A 17,761-nucleotide genomic window follows, 5' to 3' on the forward strand; every position below is an offset into this window, starting at 1 on the left:
TCAAGGAAAAAGGTTATCTTCCAAGACGAAGGCTCTAAGCATTTCATGCAACAAAATGCCAATGCCTATCGTACTGATGTGATCAGGAACTCACCCGATAGCCCTCAACAAAAGCCTCACCAAAAGCCGAATGGAAATGATAGTATAGAACTCGATATAAATACTCTGGAACCAGATCGAGTATGGCAACCAACGGCGAATCAGCCAGAAGATGGCTGGAAGAAAATCAGGACAAGGTTTCTCTTGAACGCATACGACAAATTCGAGATAACCTCTCAAATAAACTGCAGGCTGTGGATGAATCCGACGGGACCTATCCCGGTCTTCTGGAAGCGCTGGACGTAATGGATAATTATCTGCTTCAGGAAGAAGGGGAAGCAACGGCACCAGAAAGTGAACCTGCCAGCCTCGACCTGAGTCCATTGATTCCTCAATCCGACCATCAACCCCCTCAACTCAGTGAACAAGAGAAAAAACTGAAGTTTCAGCAGCTGCTGAAAACCGGGAAGTTTTAGCTCTCTGACCCAAATATGTTCAATTCTGCCAGACCTCTGCCTGAGCCATAGTGAAGGTCACATAAATACCGGGATATTTCCTCTTTGGCGTGTACTTTGCTCCACTGTCTGTGCAATCGTGGCTGCTGAAAATAAAAAAATGCCTTGATCAAGCCTTCGGCATTGCACCAGTCTATTCGGTGCCATGCCGGGCGCCAAGGCATGAGTTTAAAGAGGCCCTCAGTGAGGGACTTTCAGGCGCTTGCACTCCTCCACCACCAGGTCGTAGCTCCAGACCTGGTCCAGGGGAGCAGGTTCCTCATGCTCAATCAATTTGTGACACATCTGCATGGGGTTCAACCCTTTCTTCTTCAAGCGCTCCAAAACTTGTTTCAATTTGGCATCATGAGGATCAGTCACATCACTATCCTGATGACGCTTTTTGACAGCCACTTTCAATTGCTTCATGGCACCCTCTCTCTTTCGTTAACCTGTAGATTCAGGGTTTGTCATAGGGAACAGACACCTATTACTCTATACCCAATTAATTGATTCTGCGTGCTATAGGGAAGGAGTGAGCTCATAAAACGTCTTACGGCCTGACCCAGTCATTGGACTGTGTCAGTCAGGCCTTCGACGATCTGGAGAGAGGATGTCAACTGACCATGGCTAATACCGTGTACGGCTGATCAAACTCGTGATTAATCGACCAACCTTATGAGAGCGAGGGCTTTTCATCCTCATAGCGGGAAACAGAACGAGTCATGCTCTCCACTTTTTCAAAACGATCTGTCATATCCCTCGAAGGCTGACGCCCCAAAAAACTGAATAAAACACAAGCCATCATAGAGATCACAAACCCCGGTATTATCTCATAAAGATCGAATATGCCACCGATTAATGGTTTCCATATCACTACGGTGACAGCACCGGCAATAATGCCCGCCATAGCTCCCGGTCCAGTCATTCTTTTCCAGTACAGAGACAGCAGCAGAGCCGGACCGAACGCTGCCCCTAAGCCAGCCCAAGCATAAGATACCATTCCAAGAACAGTACTGTCGGGATTCATCGCTAGCCAGGTAGCAATCAATGCAATACCCAAAACCGCCAGTCGGCCCACCAGCAAAACTTCCCGGGCATTGGCGTTCACTCTGAAAAGATCCCGGTAGAAATCTTCAGCAAAAGCCGTAGAACACACCAGCAATTGAGAATCAGCAGTGCTCATAATGGCCGCGAGAATAGCGGCCAGTAAAATCCCGGCAATCACCGGATGGAAAAGCGTATTCACCATCAACATAAAGATGGCCTCAGGATCATGCAGCTGCACTCCGGACCGCCCGGTATAAACAATACCTGCCAGTCCCACGAGTAAAGCGCCCAGCATACAAATGCCCGTCCAGCTTACGGCAATTCGTCTGGCCAGAGTCAGTTGACCTGAAGATTGCACAGCTTTGAACCTGGCCAGAATATGCGGCTGGCCAAAATAACCCAGCCCCCAGCCCAGTAACGAGAAAATGGTAATGAATGAAAGGGCCTGACCTTCGCTCGTCGTAAAGAGATTCAGGAGTTGCGGGTTCAACTCTTCGATTTCCAGAATCACCTGATCCGCCCCACCACTGATCTCAATGGCTGCGATGGGCACAATCAGCAAAGCAGCTGCCATGAGTAGCCCCTGAATCAGATCCGTCCAACAAACCGCCAGAAAACCACCAAACAGGGTATAAGAAACCACCGACAACATTCCGATGATGACAGCCCACTCATATTGGATGCCAAAAACAGACTCAAAAAGCTTACCCCCGGCCACCAGACCGGAGCTGGTATAGAACAAGAAGAAGATAAGGATGAATGCTGCTGATACCGGTTGTAAAAGTCCTTTATGATCTTCAAAGCGACTGGCAAAATATTCCGGTAAGGTAAGCGAGTCGTCGGCAACCACGCTATAAACTCTCAAGCGTCGGGCAACGATCAACCAGTTCAGCCAGGTTCCTCCCAGCAACCCCGCTGCCAGCCAGAACGCTTCCAGACCTGCGGCAAAAGCATAACCAGGCAATCCAAGCAGCAACCAGCCACTCATATCAGACGCCCCGGCGCTCAGAGCGGCAGACCACGGCCCCAGAGAACGTCCCCCGAGAAAATAATCTGCTGAACTGGCTGTTTTTTGCCAGGCAATGTAGCCAACACCCAGCATTACGGTAAAATAGACCAGAAAGGTCAGGATTATCTGCAGATTTCCTTCAGACATAATTGATTCCCTAAATTGTCATTCGTGTTCTTTTTTTATCAAGGTAGTTCATTTATCACTCTTCAGTAATATTTATGTATTTTTTTATAGCCAGATGGATTAATCCTCACCTTTCAGTCACCCATCTTAGCTATCCACTCAACTCCAGATTTCCTTTCGTATTGAGATTATCTGGCTATTCTTATGACCGATATGCAGTCTTAATGAGCTGTCGGCGTCTCGATACTGGCTTCAATCTGGGGCCAACTGTCTGAGTTCAACCCATGGCAACGTGTCGTATGATCCCACTGAAAAAGTGCGACCAAGTCTGGATTAACGTCAACCTGGCGACTTTTGATCCCGCCATGTCAGATCCTTACGGCTCAAGACACGGTTGTGCCCTGGGTATTCACAATGGAAAAATTGCTCGCATCGAACCCATGTCTGATGTCACCGCTACGCGGCTGCCCTATGATGTGATCGACGGCCATAATGGTTGGCTGACCCCCGGCCTCATCGACTGCCATACCCATCTTATATTCGGCGGCCACAGAGCTCAGGAATTTGAATTAAGACTGAAAGGTGTGCCCAATGAACAGATTGCCGCACAGGGTGGCGGTATTCTTGCAACAGCCAGGGCCACCCGGGTACGCTCCAAAGAACAACTGATCAAATCGGCTCTTCCGCGCATCAAGGCATTAACCGCTGAAGGCGTTACACTGATTGAGATTAAATCAGGCTATGGTCTGAACTTGGCAGATGAAATCAAAATGCTGGAAGTCGCCAAAGAGTTGCACAATCGCCACTCCGTAAAAATTATCACTACATTGCTGGTGGCCAGCGCATTGCCTCCGGAGTTTGCGGGCAGAACCGATGAATATGTTGACATGATCTGCCAACAACTGATTCCGGAACTGGCGGAAAGAAAACTCGCAGAAGCCGTTGATGTTCATTGTGAAAATATTGCGTTTAGCATGACTCACAAAGCAAGGATTTTTCAGTCAGCAATAGACCATGGTCTACCGACAAAATGCCATACCGAACAGTTCAATGAAAACGGGGGAGCGTCTCTGGCGGCACATATGAATGCCCTATCCTGCGATCACCTGCAATATGTCTCTGAGCAGGGTATCGCCGATATGGCCAAATCCGGATCTATTGCGGTATTGCTTCCCGGATCTTATTACTTCATGCGTTCCCAAACCGCCCCCCCGGTAGAACTGCTAAGACAGTACCGTGTCCCTATCGCGCTGGCCACAGATACCAACCCGGGGACGTCACCCCTGGCCTCAATAAGGATGATGATGAATATGGGTTGTATCTTTTTTCAGCTGACACCCGCAGAAGCTCTGGCGGGCGTCACTATCAATGCTGCTCGTGCTCTGGGTATTGCCGATCACTACGGCAGCCTGGAAGAAGATAAAGTGGCAGATTTTTGCCTATGGGATATTGATCACCCCAATGAGCTGGCTTATCAACTGGGTCACTGTCCTTTGCAGCAGCGAGTCATTGATGGGCAGATCACTGATATCAGAGACTGATCGACTCAAACACCATCACGGATGACTAAGGTCACCAGTCCTGCAAAGCCCTACTCCATCTTGAAACACACAACTTTACTTCATTAAAGTGGCGATAGTGACAACACCGTCTATTCTAAATTCCCATGAAAACCTGTCTCACCCTCAGCCTGTGGATAATCCCGAGCTTATTGTCTGGATTAAATCGCTGCTTACTCGGGATCAGCATCACAGTAGCTGAGTGCTCAGGCAAAAAAAGGCAGAAAATCGTGACCCCAGCGTTATATGAAGCGCTTAACAGCGCCCACAGTTATCCCTGTACATGGGTGCAGGTAGCAGAAACGGTGACCGTTCAAAAGATCATCCTGTTTGATTATGCAGTAAGCCTCAGTCACTCAGTGCCTCTGAAATTCCTGGCAGGCTTTAAAATCGATCAGCGCCCGCGCTGGAAACAAAAGCCCACCTGATCGGTAAACCACGAATACGACCCGATATTTTTCTGTAGTAGGCATCAACGCTGCACCGGTCAGAAAAAGTTTCTGAATCTGAGATATGGGCAAATTTGTCGGCGTTCTTGTCCTTGTTTTATTCACACGGGGGGATGCAGGTTCGGGTATCAAAATTTGATTCGGTGTTGCGTTAATCCACCCAAAACGAGGGACGGTAGTGTGGATAAATCAAAGTTATAAATTCTGGAAGTTAAAATTTGAAAAAAATGTATTTGCACGATGCCGCAGAAGATATAGCTGCATCGTTCAAAAGTCGGCATTTATGGGCAGCCCTTGGCTGGCACGATATTCGGGCGAGATACCGCCGTTCGACCCTTGGTCCTTTGTGGTTAACCATCAGTATGGCGGTTACTGTTGGGGCAATGGGGCCACTCTATGGCACCCTGTTTGGTTATAATGCCTCTGAGTTTATTCCACATCTTTCGCTTGGGCTGATTTTCTGGGCGTTTATATCGGGCTCCATATCAGAGTTTGGTGATGCGTTTTTCAACTCGGCACACCTCTTAAAGCAAGCAAAACTTCCCCTGACTGTTTTCGTGTTCAGGGTTTGTTACCGTCATCTGGTGATCCTTGGGCACAACATCATTATTTATCCGGTCATTATGTTGTTGCTGAATCTTACACTGAACTGGAACATGCTCTGGTTGTCACCAGCCATCGTTCTAGTCATGGTGAATATTTTTTGGATGGGGTTATTACTCTCTATTTTCTGTACTCGCTATCGGGATATGTTCTCGGTCATTACCAGCATGATGACACTGATGTTTTTTATCACCCCAATTGTCTGGAAAGTGGAACAGCTACCTCAGTCCCGCCGTTACCTTGCTGATCTGAACCCCTTCACCGCTCTGCTGGAGCTGCTGAGGCAACCAGTACTGGGTAATATGCCAGCGGCTAAATATTGGATTTATACCGGCATAATGGCGATGAGTGGTTTAACCATTGCATTCTTGTTGCTTGCACGATGCCGTCACCGTGTCACCTATTGGCTGTAAAAACTTACTATGCACATTAAACTGGATAATGTATCGGTCAGGTTTCCGATATACGACGCTAAGCAGCGCTCCTTTAAACAGACCATTTTGAATGCTGCAACGGGTGGGACTATTCTCGATTCAGGAAAACTGACCGAAGTAGAAGCATTGAGAAATATTACTCTGGATATCAAAGAAGGTGACAGGGTTGCCCTACTGGGGCATAACGGTTCTGGAAAAACTACATTGCTTCGGGTAATGGCTGGGGTATATACCCCAACATCCGGGGCGATATCTGTTAAAGGAAAAGTGACCAGTCTGCTGGACTCTATGCTGGGCATGGATGGTGAGGCAACAGGGATTGAAAACATTTATTTACGAGGACTGTTTCTTGGCCTAAAACCTAAAAAAATCAGATCTTTGACAGATGATATCATTGATTTTAGCGAGCTTGGTAATTTTATAAGTATGCCTGTCAGAACATACTCTAGCGGTATGGTACTGCGCTTGGCGTTTGCAATCTCGATGAGTGTGCAACCTGAAATCCTGATCATGGATGAGTGGATAAGCGTAGGGGATGAGAATTTTAAAAACAAGGCTGATAGTCGTTTAGCCAGCTATGTAAATAATGCTGGTATACTAGTGCTGGCCACCCACAACACCTATTTTGCTAAAACATTATGTTCAAGTGTTATTCAGCTGAATCATGGAAATATTGGGTAAGATGATGGTCGATATTTCGGTCTATTATTTTTTTAGCATAACCTAGCACAACTGATAAAAATAAGTTTATCAGCTCAGTACAGGTCGGTAATTCAGCAGATATACTAAAAATCATCCTTAGAAGAATGAATGTTTGAGTAGCATTGGGATCGGACAATACAGACACAGAGCATAATCACGCACAATGATTAATAAGCAATAAAGGTATCATAACAGTGATTACTAACAATCATGCATCAAGAGTGTATAGAGAAAGATTAAAACCAATCAATAGCGCGATAGAAAGAACAATCTAAATGAATGCTTTTGTCAGCGAAAACAGCGACTTCGAGCTTATATTTTCGACTGGAAATATACCCGATTTAATTCTTAATCAGTCCCTCTATTTTTTCAAAAGCTATCAGTACTTAGTTTTTATAAAAGATAATGGAGAAGAAAAAATCCCAAACAAAATAAGATTAAATAATATTCATTTCGAATATTTTGATAAAAAAGACATTATAAGAATATATAAGTCAAAAACTGAAAATGGACTTGTAAGAGAGATCATTATAAGAACAAAAAATAAAAAAAGAAATGAGACTTCTAAACTTAGAAGCATTCTATACAAACACCCTTTTTTACACCAAAAAATCAAAACAATAAGAAGAAACATAAAAAACAAAAAGCACTTAAAGCCAGATACAACATTAAAAAAAATACATAATTTTTCTTTCTTAACTAAGGAAGTCATACCAAGAAAAAACCTGTCAAATAGATCAGTGCTATTTTTGGCACACTGGCTTGAACTTGGCGGCGCTGAGTCATTTTTATTAAAAACAATTCAAAATGCTAATAGGCAGGGCTCTCAATGCCATTTAGTAACTACAGTACCATCAGCAGATGAAAAACTGACTTTATATGAAAATGAGGTTGTTGACTTAGTTCAATTCCATTCACTTTTTAAACCAGAAGAGTTTTTAGAATTCATAATTGGATATATTACTGAAAAAAAGATAGAAATAATACATATACATCACTCAGTGCTCGCGTATTGCGCACTACCATCGATTAGAATATTGTTTCCTGAACTTCATGTTGTAGACACCCTACATATTATGGAATACGACACGGGCGGATTTGTTGCAACGTCAGCACACTTTAGTCAGTATATTGATCGCCATCAAATAATTTCAAAATCTCTTGCAGTAAGGCATAAATCCTACAACAGTTTTACCGAGGATAGGAAGTATCAGGTTGACTACCTGGCCAATGTTGAATTAAATCCTGATCTGAACAACCCTTATAATAAAATTATTGAAAATCGATATAAATTTGTTTTTATTGGGAGATATGCCTTTCAAAAGAGACCAATATATTTTATTAAATCTGTAGAACATTTTATTAAGAAATATGGTAAATCTTTAGACCAAGAACTTGAGTTTTTAATGTACGGCGGTGGAGAACTCGAAAGTAGTATTAAAGCGTATGTGCATAAGAAAAAATTACCCATCAAGATTTTTCATGAAACATATGAAGTTGATAAAATATTAAAAGAATCTTTTGCCTGCATAGTTCCTTCGGACAATGAAGGTATAACACTTGTCTCTTACGAGTCAATTTCTAACGGAACTTTTTATTTAACAACTAACACTGGCGACCAAGGAGAGTTCCTACTGAATGATTTTATGGTAGAAGATAAAATTTTCAACATTCCTACTAAGCTGGCAAAGAAATATTATGATCTAATTACTGAAGAGAAATATTACCACAGCAGATTCCTTGTTCAAAAAGAAAAATTATCTCAATTTATTGACCACTCATTTGATATCAATTCTCTCCAAAATTTATATTCATAATGGCATTGTTATGAACAAAATAATTGCAGTTATCGTTACATATAACAGACTAAACACGTTAATCAGATCCATAGATGCAATTTCAAATCAAACGCAACCCGTAGATGAAATCATCATAATCAATAATGGTGATTCATTTGATATTACTTTGTTCCCAAAAGAACATCAGAAGAGAATTACAATAATAAAGCCCAGCTCAAACATTGGAGGCGCAGGAGGCTTTAGTTTGGGAATTCAAAAGTCAATTGATCGTTCTGCGGACTTCGTATGGGTTATGGATGATGACGCTATTGCTAATAAAACCGCTCTGCACCATCTTTACATATGCTTCAAAAAATTCTCAGTTTTTTTGCCAGTTGGTTTTGTCTGCTCAAATGTAAAGTGGACAGATGGTTCGATTTGCGAAATGAATCAACCAGCTGTTCGATGGGATTGGGCGAGATGGTTTGATGAAAATGAGCATACAATCAATATTGAGTCCTGCTCATTTGTCTCTGTTTTAATTCCCAGAAATGTTATCTTAGAGAAGGGATTGCCTGTATCTGATTTCTTTATTTGGTGTGATGATACGGAATATACAAGACGGATATCCAGCACTCATGTTGGTCTTTGCAATCTGTCTAGCGAAGTAGTTCATGAAGTTATACAAAATTTAGGTGTAAACTTTTCACTAGTTAATGAAGCATCACTATGGAAATACAAATATGGTGCAAGAAATCAAGTAGCAATGGAAAGAAAGAAATCTTTTATCCACGCATTACTAGCTTCAATTAAAATAACACGTAGTGTTCTGAGTGGGAGTGCACCAAGAAGAATACAAAGTGAGGTAGTCTTTGCATGTATAAAAGGTATGTTTTGGAATTATAAAATCCCGAAAACAGAATACATTAACTGAATAAAATGTAAATATTCATTTTTATTTTTACGATATATTATGAGTAATTACTTATTTGTTGGCGCGGGTTTCTCATGCGCTGTAATCGCGCGCGAGCTTGCAGAAGCCGGAAACGGTATTACTATAATTGAACAACGCCCTCACATTGCCGGAAATTGTTACTCCGAACGTGACCGTGAATCCAACATTATTGTTCACAAATACGGCCCCCATATTTTTCATACGGATAACGTGCGGGTCTGGGATTATATTAATCGCTTCGGCGAAATGCTCCCCTATGTTAACCGTGTTAAAGCGGTCAGTAATAGTCGGATTTATTCTCTGCCCATTAACCTGCACACCATAAACCAGCTTTTTGAAACTCACCTCTCTCCAAACGAGGCTAAAGAACTAATTGAAAGCAAAGCTGACCTTTCTATTGAGATCCCGAAAACTTTTGAGGAACAGGCACTCAGGTTTGTAGGCCCTGAAATTTACAACGCATTCTTTGCAGGGTATACACGCAAGCAGTGGGGCATTGAGCCTTCTGAGCTGCCTGCAAGCATTCTTAAACGCTTACCCATTCGTTTTAATTATGACGATAACTATTTTGCTCACAAGTATCAGGGTATGCCAAAAAACGGCTATACCGATATAGTTGCGGCGATGTTGGATCATCCATCCATTACCGTTCACTTGAGCACGCCCTATAGCATCGGAATGAGAAACGACTATGATCATATATTTTGGTCTGGCCCTTTAGATGCCTGGTTTGACTATGAATTCGGTCGCCTTGGTTATCGAACACTTGATTTTGAACCCGTTCGTGGTATTGGCGATATGCAGGGGAATGCCGTCATTAATTACTGTGATAGCAACGTGCCTTATACCCGAATCACAGAGCATAAACACTTTGCGCCATGGGAAACTCATGAGCAGAGCATCTGCTTTATGGAATACAGCCGACAGTGTGATGAAAATGATACTCCTTATTATCCAATTCGATTGGTCAAAGACAAAACATTACTGAAGCAGTATGTTGAAAAAGCGTACCATGAGAAGAACGTTACCTTTGTTGGGCGACTGGGCACTTATCGCTATCTGGATATGGATGTCACGATCAAAGAAGCTCTGGATGTTGCTGATGCCGTAAAGGCGTCTCTGGCAGCATCCGATGATTTAAAACCTTTCTATGTGAAGCCTCTCTGATTACCTATGTTTGATCAAATTTGTGCAGTGGTAGTTACCTTCAATCGCAAGCAACTTTTGTTACGATGCCTTGACGCAATCCTTAATCAATCCATCAAACCGAGTCATTTTATCGTTGTTGATAATGCGAGTAATGATGGTACTGAACAGGCGTTAGCCAGCCATGGTTTTTTGCATAGAAAAGACTTTACCTACTACAGGCTTGAGGTAAACCTGGGTGGTGCAGGTGGTTTTCACTATGGCGTCAAGCTGGCTGACAAACGAGGCTATTCGTTTTGCTGGCTCATGGATGATGATGGTTTTCCCTCTCAACAGTGTCTTGAAAAACTACTGACCTATAAGGAAAGTTATGATTTTTTTGGGCCTTTAGTCTTGGATGAAGAGAATCACAATAAATTGTGCTTTCCAATGCGGCTGCCGGGAAAGCTCAGGATCTTACGAAGCGTAAAAGACGTTTATGATTATGCAGTAAATGGAATACTAAAGGATGTTGTAACTCCGTTCAATGGCATTGTCTTAAATTTAGCCATAGTTCATTCGGTTGGTCTACCAAAAAAAGAGTTCTTCATTTGGGGTGACGATATTGAATATCTACAGCGTATTTTGAGAGCAAAAGGCAGAGTTGCTACTGTTTGCGATGCTGTGTTTCATCACCCGACAGACCAAAACCTGGGTGAGAGCATGGTGTTTGGTTTGCTTCACTTTAATGATACTGACTCAGCACTGAAACTTTACTGCTTGTGCAGAAATAACGTTGCTAATCTACTTGAATATAAAGGTAAAATCAGTGCCCTGATTTTTATTGCTAAATGTTTTTGGTTCTATCTGTTTACAAAACCCTCCATCAAAAAGTTGGCGTTGTCTTTCAAAGCAATTTGCCACGGGTTATCCGGAAACTTTTCTTATCATAAGGTTATTTTGAATGGCTGCCGAACGCTCTAGCATCGCCGTCGTTATTGTGACATATAACCGAGCAGAGATGTTATCCCAATGCCTTAACAGCCTGCGACAACAACAATTGCCAGCTAACATGGTCTATGTCGTGGATAATGCCTCTACAGATCATACGTTAAAGGTGCTGGAACAACAGACAAACCTTCCATTCCAAGTTATTAGAATGGAGGAAAATGTTGGCGGTGCAGGCGGTTTTTCGGCAGGACTTGAGCGTGCTTATTACGGTGGCTATGAGTGGCTTCTACTGATTGATGATGACGTACTTCTGGATACTGACTGCCTTCTTCAGTTTATGAAATACCAGCAGTCGGTGATGATCGGGGTAAGAGAGGACCAATCAGGGAAATTAGTTGAGCGAGCTTTATTAAAGTATGAGCTTCGTAACCCCTTTTGTTTCTGCCCCGGACGTCCAAGCATTAAAGAGAAATATTCGTCAAGAGATCAAATGCCAGAACTGTTAGCTGTTGAAGGGGCTACCTTTGAGGGCTTTATGGTTAATCGTCGTATTGTTGATCTGGTAGGATTTCCTAATCCTGATTACTTTATTTTTTATGATGACCTTGACTATACACTGCGTATTCGTGATGCCGGATTTAAGATTCAGGCGATTAGGGATGCCAGGATTATAAGGCAGCAGAGTTATGATACTGGCTCGGCTCTTTCAACATGGAAAGGCTTTTATATGTACAGGAACTTTTTCTTGATTCATTACTTATTTGGCAGCAACATACTGGTAAAGCTAAAACCTGTTTTTTTGTTCTCTGGTGCTGCTGCTGTTAAGATTATGACTTTTTTTCTGTACCCAAAATACTTTGGTACAATCAGCAAGGCTTTCTTTTCATCTCTTGGAATGTTTTTTAAACGTCGACCCAAGATTACAGCATTTCGAAAGAACAAGGTAATTATTGATCATCGCTAATGTGTCATTTTTTCAAACAATACTGGTTCCCGCTGTCTGCATTCGTTACTACATCAGCTCTGCGGAGCTAACGACTGGAAAATTAGTTAAAACCAGCCGGGAGCACTGGCACGCCGAGAATAAGCTTCACTGGAAACTAGGTGTTGAGATGAGAGAAGACGAGTGTCGTATCCGAAGAAATGACGGAGCAGAAATTTTGGCAGGCTTTAGACATATTGCAGTCAATCTACTGGACAGCACGAAAACCTTCAAAGCAGGTCTGAAGAGAAAACAAAAGAAAGCAGCTATGAGTACACGCTATCTGGCTGAAGTCCTTGCTGAGCAGGCACATTCATGATTTTGCCGTGGTTTGAAGCCAAACTTCCAACCTGTAGACGTCACTCCAAGCTTAGCCTCTTCTAAGAAAACCTTTCGACTGTTAATCCGGTGGTTATCACAAACGACAATTGGCATTGAATCAATGAGTGACAAATCAGTTTGTTGCCCCATACATTTCTTTTGAGATAAACGGTCAGTGCTATCAATGCCTTTTTCATGAGCTCCACAAAACGATCGTAAGAGACCAAATTTGGAAAGTAGTCTTATTTATCTCGAACAATGAGGTTCTGGTAATAAAGCTTGAAATCTCGAAAGGCACTCTGATGAAAACAAATGATGATGGTCATTATTTCACTGAGCGACAGTTTCGATATAACCGGCGACTTTTTGATATTAAAGAGAAGCTGTTTATTTCATTCTAGTTCAAAAGTCAGGCAGAAATCATCAACATCACAGAATACACTGGTCATAGACATGGGAGCCTCTGCTCAGCTATCTGAGGACCGTAACCGAAAGATAGTTAAATCACAGGGGCTTCTTTGTCTTTTTTACATCGAACTCACGTTAATTAGATATATTTCACTTCTTACTTCAAGAAGGACACGACATGGGCATAATTGGACGAACCTTGCATATGCTTTCCAGGCCGCACGGAATAGAAAAGATAGATAATCCTGGTCATAAATCATTTACAGAGCGCCTGAAGTATGACGAGGTGCCTCGTGCAGTACGCTTATCCCGTGTATCGCGCGGCTATAGAGGCCCAGCGTCTGGGGATCAAGCGCATATCTGTGATTGAATTCGGCGTTTTCACCGGGCATGGGATGCAGGATCTTGAGTCTATCGCCGAGCAGGTTGAACCTGAAACGGGTGTAAAAATTGATGTTATAGGATTTGATTCCGGCAAGGGGATGCCTCCACCTGTGGATTACCGTGACATGCCCTATGTCTGGCAAGAAGGTTTTTTTTCCATCAACGTGGACGAGGTAAAAAAACATCTCCATCGTTCAGAGCTCATCCTCGGTGACGTTGGCGAAACCGTTCACGAGTTCATGAAGAAAGACAGGGCGCCGATCGGTTTCATCAGCTTTGACCTTGATTACTATTCTTCCACCGTCAGGGCCTTTGAGTTATTGAAATATCCAGACAAGCATTTCCTCCCGAGAACGTATTGCTATTTTGACGATATTGTGGGGGACGATTATGAGATTCACTGCGAGTGCGTAGGTGAGCTTCTGGCCATTAAGGAGTTCAACGAGGAAAACGAGAAAAGGGTATTATGCCCTATCCATAAGCTGAGGAATAAGCGTATTGTTCCTGCAGGATGGACCGAGCATATATATGTTTTTCACATTTTTGATCACCCGCTTTACTCCAAATATATTAATACGGACAAGGACTGGTAGCAGTGAAACATGTCGCGCGGTAACTAGTCCGCATTGCTTCCCGACAAATAGTATGTCCATAATAGCTTGTGATCTGCCGCTCCAAGTTCATTGCCGATTGCTCATCTCCTCGCTCTTGGGCAGCCCCGGTCAGCCACTCAGGGAAAAATCATGAAAACCCCTGAAATTATTGACCCGTAGCTTATATTTATTTTCTTTTTAATACTTCTATGGTCTTATACCTTTACATCAGGATAAGGCCTCAGAATGAATACTCACGATTTGATTTAACAACTCTCTATTATCAGTAACCCACGCCAAGCTTGGAAAGTCGGCCACAAGCTAACAGACATCCTTTTTCTGACCATCTGTGCTGTCATTGCCGACGCAGAAGGCTGGGGTGAAATCGAAGACTTTGGTCATGAACGGCTGGACTGGCTTAAGCAGTACGGTGATTTTGAAGAAGGCATTCCTTCTATTGACACCATAGCGCGAGTCGTGAGTACCATCAGCCCAAAGCGGTTCCAGAAGTGCTTTATTGACTGGATGAATGCCTGTCACAAAGTCTCTCAAGGAGACGTTATAGCCATCGACGGCAAGACGCTCAGACGTTCTTACGATAAAAGTAAAAAACGCGATGCGATTCATAGGGTTAGTGCTTTCTCTGCGGCTAATAACGTAGTTCTGGGGCAGCTTAAAACAGAAGAGAAATCTAATGAAATAACCGCCATCCCCGAACTCTTGAAGCTCTTGGAAATCAAGGGTTGTCTTGTGACACTCGATGCCATGGGATGTCAGCGAGATATAGCTCGGGCCATAGTCGAAAAGGAGGTTGACTATCTGCTAGCGGTCAAAGGCAATCAGGGTAAGCTTGAAAAGGCCTTCGATCATCACTTCTCTTTGGAGAAGCTGAACCAATGGCAGAGTGACACATCGAGAATAAGCTTCAATGGTAACTCTTCACTGGTAACTCGATGTTGCGATGAGAGAAGACGAGTGTCGCATCCGAAGAAATGAGGGAGCAGAAATTTTGGCAGGCTTTAGACATATTGCAGTCAATCTGCTGAACAATACCAAAACCTTCAAAGCAGGTCTGAAGAGAAAACAAAAGAAAGCAGCTATGAGTACATGCTATCTGGCTGAAGTCCTTGCTGGGCAGGCACTTTCATGATTTTGCCGTGGCGCGCACTCTTCTCGACTAGGCAGAGTCAAAGAATACGTACTATATTACGTACGCTGATAGTGAAAGAATCAGGAGAAAACCCATGAGCAGATACAGTGCCAGCGAAGCCCGTGCAAATCTGTACAGGCTGATTGATGAAACCGCCCAAAACCATAAACCAGTTCTCATTACCGGCAAACGGAATAATGCCGTAATGGTATCTGAAGAAGACTGGAGTGCTATTCAGGAAACACTTCACCTGCTCAATGTACCAGCTATGCGAGAATCCATCCGTGAAGGATTAGCCAGTGATATTTCAGAATGCAGTGAGGAACCCGGCTGGTGAGTTGGAAATTAATTTACACCCGGCAGGCCCAAAAAGATGCAAAGAAAATCTCAGCAGCAGACCTCAAAAACAAAGTAGAAGACTTGCTGCAAATACTGGCGATCAATCCATATCAAACGCCACCACCCTATGAAAAGCTGATTGGTGATCTGAGTGGAGCATTATCACGGAGAATTAATATCCAGCACTGGCTGGTTTATCAGGTACTTAAAAAAGAGAAGACCGTTAAAATTATCAGGATGTGGACACATTACGAATAGTTGGTCATTGCCTTCAACGGCTTTTCAAGATACTGCTGTTGTTCAGAAACAAATTGATTATCAGACTGATTGATCTGCTGTTCGAGTAGCAGGGAAAAGTTATGAAACCCCCTGAAATTATTGCCCTGTAGCTTATATTTTTTTCTTTTTAATGCGTCCATGGTCTTATAACTGCCCATCAGGATAAGACCTCAGCATGAATGCTCACGATTTGATTTCACAACTCTCTATTATCAGTGACCCTCGCCAAGCATGGTAAGTCGGCCACAAACTAACAGACTAACAGACATCCTTTTTCTGACCATCTGTGCTGTCATTGTCGGCGCAGAAGACTGGGGTGAGTGAGTACGATCAGCCCAGAAGTGTTTAATTGACTGGATGCTGGCGGTCAAAGGCAATAAGGGTAAACTTGAAAAGGCCTTCGATCATCACTTCTCTTTGGAGAAGCTGAACCAATGGCAGAGTGACACATCGAGAATAAGCTTCACTGGTAACTCTCACTGGTAACTCGATGTTGCGATGAGAGAAGACGAGTGTCGTATCCGAGGAAATGTCGGAGCAGAAATTTTAGCAGGCTTTAGACATATTGCATTCAATCTACTGGACAACAAGAAAACCTTCAAAGCAGGTCTGAAGAGAAAACAAAAGAAAGCAGCTATAAGTACACGCTATCTGGCTGAAGTGCTTGCTGGACAGGGATCTTCATGATTATTCCGTGGCTGCGTAAAGCAACGCAGCCTTAATCTGTTCTGCCAGAAAATTAGGGTGTTCATCCAATATTTCTGCTTGCGTCATACCCACTTGCCGACATTTCGAGTATGTCAGTGACCGTTATTCTGGTGCCCTTTACGGTAGGTTTTCCAAAACGTTTTGCCTGATCAATTTCAATATGCTCTAAATAATCGTCCTTACTCATGATTCGCTCCTGGATGAGAAAATAAACATTATATTGCGAGACAATTGCTTATATCGTCTACAGATTTAAACGTAGACAAGCTGATTGGTGATTTACAGCTTGATACTACAAAGGCAATCCACCTTTTAGGCTGGCAATCGCCCTATCCTGTCAAACAGGGTATTCGGGCTACCGTTTTGGCCTATTCTCCAGGTAAAAAATGAAGTGTATCGTTTCCTCGATTGCCTGCTGGCTTTACTCGGTCTTATTCTCAGCTCGCCTTTACTTCTGGTGATTTATATTATGGGTTTTCTCGATACTGGCTCTCCCCTGTTCAGCCAGGAACGGGTTGGCCGTTATAAAAAGCCGTTTGTGCTTGTGAAGTTCCGTACCATGCAAGTGGATACTATCTCTGTTGCCAGTCATCTTGTCCCTTCCTCATCCATTACGCCACTGGGTCGCTTCTTACGTAAAACCAAACTGGACGAACTGCCACAGCTCTGGAATGTTCTGGTTGGCGATATGAGTCTGGTAGGCCCAAGACCTAATCTCTTTAATCAGAAAAAGTTGATTGAAGCCCGTGAACAACTCGGAGTGTATAATGTGCTGCCCGGCGTCACCGGTCTTGCGCAAGTCAGACAGATTGATATGTCTACCCCTGAACTGCTTGCCAGAACAGACAGCCAGATGATCCGCTCCTTAACTCTGCAGGATTATTTTAAATATATTTTAATGACTGCGACGGGAAGAGGCCGGGGAGATCGGGTGAGATGAGTATTAAAGGAGCAAAATTACAAAAACCCCAGCCGATCACTCAACTGGGGTTTTGCTTTATTCAATGCCTGGCGATGACCTACTCTCACATGGGGAAACCCCACACTACCATCGGCGATCTGTCGTTTCACTTCCGAGTTCGGGATGGGATCGGGTGGTTCCAACACTCTATGGTCACCAGGCAAAACTGGTCGAGCCGTTGGCTCTTGAGCTGGAAGCTTGAAGCTGGAGGCTTGAAGCTGTTTCTCGAAAGCCGAAGGCTCTGGAATCCAAATCTCGTTTAAGCTGTGTTGTCTATTCTTGCTCAACACTCTCGTGCATGGCTCCTTGAAACTTGTCTCTTGACACTAGTTTCTAGATCGCTTTGGCGTTATATGGTCAAG

21 protein-coding genes, 1 rRNA gene and 2 pseudogenes are annotated in these 17,761 nt (G+C 43.3%); 17 read left to right on the forward strand and 7 right to left on the reverse strand.

Features of this window, described 5'->3' with window-relative positions:
* Nucleotides 1-182 precede the first annotated feature (182 nt).
* Nucleotides 183-515 carry a hypothetical protein gene (locus KBW69_RS04165; RefSeq protein WP_257280018.1) on the forward strand — a complete coding sequence of 111 codons (333 nt, stop codon included), beginning with the start codon at nt 183-185 and terminating at the stop codon, nt 513-515.
* Nucleotides 516-734: 219 nt separating this feature from the next.
* On the opposite strand, the gene KBW69_RS04170 is transcribed toward KBW69_RS04165, so the two are convergent.
* Both KBW69_RS04170 and putP read right to left on the reverse strand, forming a co-directional pair.
* Nucleotides 735-962, reverse strand: a complete 228-nt coding sequence (locus tag KBW69_RS04170) for a hypothetical protein (RefSeq protein ID WP_257280019.1) — start codon at nt 960-962, stop codon at nt 735-737.
* 247 nt (nt 963-1,209) lie between these two features.
* Nucleotides 1,210-2,739: a sodium/proline symporter PutP gene (putP, locus tag KBW69_RS04175; RefSeq protein ID WP_257280020.1), complete on the reverse strand. Its 1,530-nt coding sequence runs from the start codon at nt 2,737-2,739 to the stop codon at nt 1,210-1,212.
* Between the two features lie 263 nt (nt 2,740-3,002).
* On the opposite strand from putP, the gene hutI reads away from it, so the two are divergent.
* The 10 genes from hutI (at nt 3,003) to KBW69_RS04225 (ending at nt 12,575) form a co-directional block, all read left to right on the forward strand.
* Complete coding sequence (gene hutI, locus KBW69_RS04180) at nt 3,003-4,259, forward strand: imidazolonepropionase (protein ID WP_257280021.1); 1,257 nt, start codon at nt 3,003-3,005, stop codon at nt 4,257-4,259.
* 248 nt (nt 4,260-4,507) lie between these two features.
* A complete protein-coding gene (locus KBW69_RS04185) occupies nt 4,508-4,705 on the forward strand; it encodes a hypothetical protein (RefSeq protein WP_257280022.1) in 198 nt (65 codons plus the stop codon).
* Nucleotides 4,706-4,953: 248 nt separating this feature from the next.
* Nucleotides 4,954-5,742 (forward strand): ABC transporter permease, encoded by a 789-nt coding sequence (locus KBW69_RS04190; RefSeq protein WP_257280039.1) that lies wholly within the window; start codon nt 4,954-4,956, stop codon nt 5,740-5,742.
* A gap of 9 nt (nt 5,743-5,751) precedes the next feature.
* Entirely contained in the window at nt 5,752-6,444 is a 693-nt protein-coding gene (locus tag KBW69_RS04195) for an ABC transporter ATP-binding protein (protein WP_257280023.1), read from the forward strand.
* 296 nt (nt 6,445-6,740) lie between these two features.
* Nucleotides 6,741-8,282 (forward strand): glycosyltransferase, encoded by a 1,542-nt coding sequence (locus KBW69_RS04200; RefSeq protein ID WP_257280024.1) that lies wholly within the window; start codon nt 6,741-6,743, stop codon nt 8,280-8,282.
* A gap of 10 nt (nt 8,283-8,292) precedes the next feature.
* Nucleotides 8,293-9,177, forward strand: coding sequence for a glycosyltransferase (locus tag KBW69_RS04205; protein WP_257280025.1), 885 nt, complete (start codon nt 8,293-8,295; stop codon nt 9,175-9,177).
* 39 nt (nt 9,178-9,216) lie between these two features.
* The gene (gene glf, locus KBW69_RS04210) at nt 9,217-10,365 is read left to right on the forward strand and encodes a UDP-galactopyranose mutase (protein ID WP_257280026.1); all 1,149 of its coding nucleotides are present in this window, start codon (nt 9,217-9,219) and stop codon (nt 10,363-10,365) included.
* 6 nt (nt 10,366-10,371) lie between these two features.
* Nucleotides 10,372-11,307 carry a glycosyltransferase family 2 protein gene (locus KBW69_RS04215; RefSeq protein WP_257280028.1) on the forward strand — a complete coding sequence of 312 codons (936 nt, stop codon included), beginning with the start codon at nt 10,372-10,374 and terminating at the stop codon, nt 11,305-11,307.
* On the forward strand, nt 11,288-12,238 hold the full coding sequence (locus KBW69_RS04220) for a glycosyltransferase (protein ID WP_257280029.1): 951 nt from the start codon (nt 11,288-11,290) through the stop codon (nt 12,236-12,238). Before KBW69_RS04215 ends, KBW69_RS04220 begins: the two co-directional genes overlap by 20 nt.
* On the forward strand, nt 12,225-12,575 hold the full coding sequence (locus KBW69_RS04225) for an ISAs1 family transposase (RefSeq protein WP_257280030.1): 351 nt from the start codon (nt 12,225-12,227) through the stop codon (nt 12,573-12,575). Before KBW69_RS04220 ends, KBW69_RS04225 begins: the two co-directional genes overlap by 14 nt.
* Here KBW69_RS04225 and KBW69_RS23635 read toward each other — a convergent pair.
* Nucleotides 12,536-12,727, reverse strand: coding sequence for a transposase (locus tag KBW69_RS23635; protein WP_368736460.1), 192 nt, complete (start codon nt 12,725-12,727; stop codon nt 12,536-12,538). The genes KBW69_RS04225 and KBW69_RS23635 overlap by 40 nt on opposite strands.
* Before the next feature lie 551 nt (nt 12,728-13,278).
* Between KBW69_RS23635 and KBW69_RS04230 the strand changes: the two genes are divergently transcribed.
* The 4 genes and pseudogenes from KBW69_RS04230 to KBW69_RS04245 all read left to right on the forward strand — a co-directional run bounded on the left by KBW69_RS04230 (nt 13,279) and on the right by KBW69_RS04245 (nt 15,709).
* Nucleotides 13,279-13,962, forward strand: coding sequence for a hypothetical protein (locus KBW69_RS04230; protein WP_257280031.1), 684 nt, complete (start codon nt 13,279-13,281; stop codon nt 13,960-13,962).
* Nucleotides 13,963-14,241: 279 nt separating this feature from the next.
* A pseudogene (locus KBW69_RS04235) lies at nt 14,242-15,112 on the forward strand (ISAs1 family transposase).
* Between the two features lie 94 nt (nt 15,113-15,206).
* Entirely contained in the window at nt 15,207-15,449 is a 243-nt protein-coding gene (locus tag KBW69_RS04240; protein ID WP_257275990.1) for a type II toxin-antitoxin system Phd/YefM family antitoxin, read from the forward strand.
* Complete coding sequence (locus KBW69_RS04245; protein WP_257275988.1) at nt 15,446-15,709, forward strand: Txe/YoeB family addiction module toxin; 264 nt, start codon at nt 15,446-15,448, stop codon at nt 15,707-15,709. Before KBW69_RS04240 ends, KBW69_RS04245 begins: the two co-directional genes overlap by 4 nt.
* Here the strand turns inward: KBW69_RS04245 and KBW69_RS04250 are convergent.
* Nucleotides 15,700-15,888: a hypothetical protein gene (locus tag KBW69_RS04250; RefSeq protein ID WP_257280032.1), complete on the reverse strand. Its 189-nt coding sequence runs from the start codon at nt 15,886-15,888 to the stop codon at nt 15,700-15,702. The two genes, KBW69_RS04245 and KBW69_RS04250, sit on opposite strands and share 10 nt — an antisense overlap.
* 17 nt (nt 15,889-15,905) lie before the next feature.
* Here KBW69_RS04250 and KBW69_RS23640 point away from each other — a divergent pair.
* A pseudogene (locus tag KBW69_RS23640) lies at nt 15,906-16,417 on the forward strand (transposase).
* Here the strand turns inward: KBW69_RS23640 and KBW69_RS23645 are convergent.
* Together KBW69_RS23645 and KBW69_RS04265 are read right to left on the reverse strand one after the other, a co-directional pair.
* Nucleotides 16,418-16,504 carry a hypothetical protein gene (locus KBW69_RS23645; RefSeq protein WP_373690671.1) on the reverse strand — a complete coding sequence of 29 codons (87 nt, stop codon included), beginning with the start codon at nt 16,502-16,504 and terminating at the stop codon, nt 16,418-16,420.
* Nucleotides 16,479-16,625: a DUF433 domain-containing protein gene (locus tag KBW69_RS04265; protein WP_257280034.1), complete on the reverse strand. Its 147-nt coding sequence runs from the start codon at nt 16,623-16,625 to the stop codon at nt 16,479-16,481. The genes KBW69_RS23645 and KBW69_RS04265 overlap by 26 nt, the downstream gene beginning before the upstream one ends.
* A 204-nt stretch (nt 16,626-16,829) precedes the next feature.
* Between KBW69_RS04265 and KBW69_RS04270 the strand changes: the two genes are divergently transcribed.
* Nucleotides 16,830-17,378 carry a sugar transferase gene (locus KBW69_RS04270; RefSeq protein ID WP_257255479.1) on the forward strand — a complete coding sequence of 183 codons (549 nt, stop codon included), beginning with the start codon at nt 16,830-16,832 and terminating at the stop codon, nt 17,376-17,378.
* Nucleotides 17,379-17,444: 66 nt separating this feature from the next.
* Here the strand turns inward: KBW69_RS04270 and rrf are convergent.
* Nucleotides 17,445-17,560: ribosomal RNA gene (gene rrf, locus KBW69_RS04275) — 5S ribosomal RNA — on the reverse strand.
* Between the last annotated feature and the right edge of the window lie 201 nt (nt 17,561-17,761).

It is taken from the genome of Endozoicomonas sp. ISHI1 (genome assembly GCF_024606225.1).
GTDB lineage: Bacteria > Pseudomonadota > Gammaproteobacteria > Pseudomonadales > Endozoicomonadaceae > Endozoicomonas_A.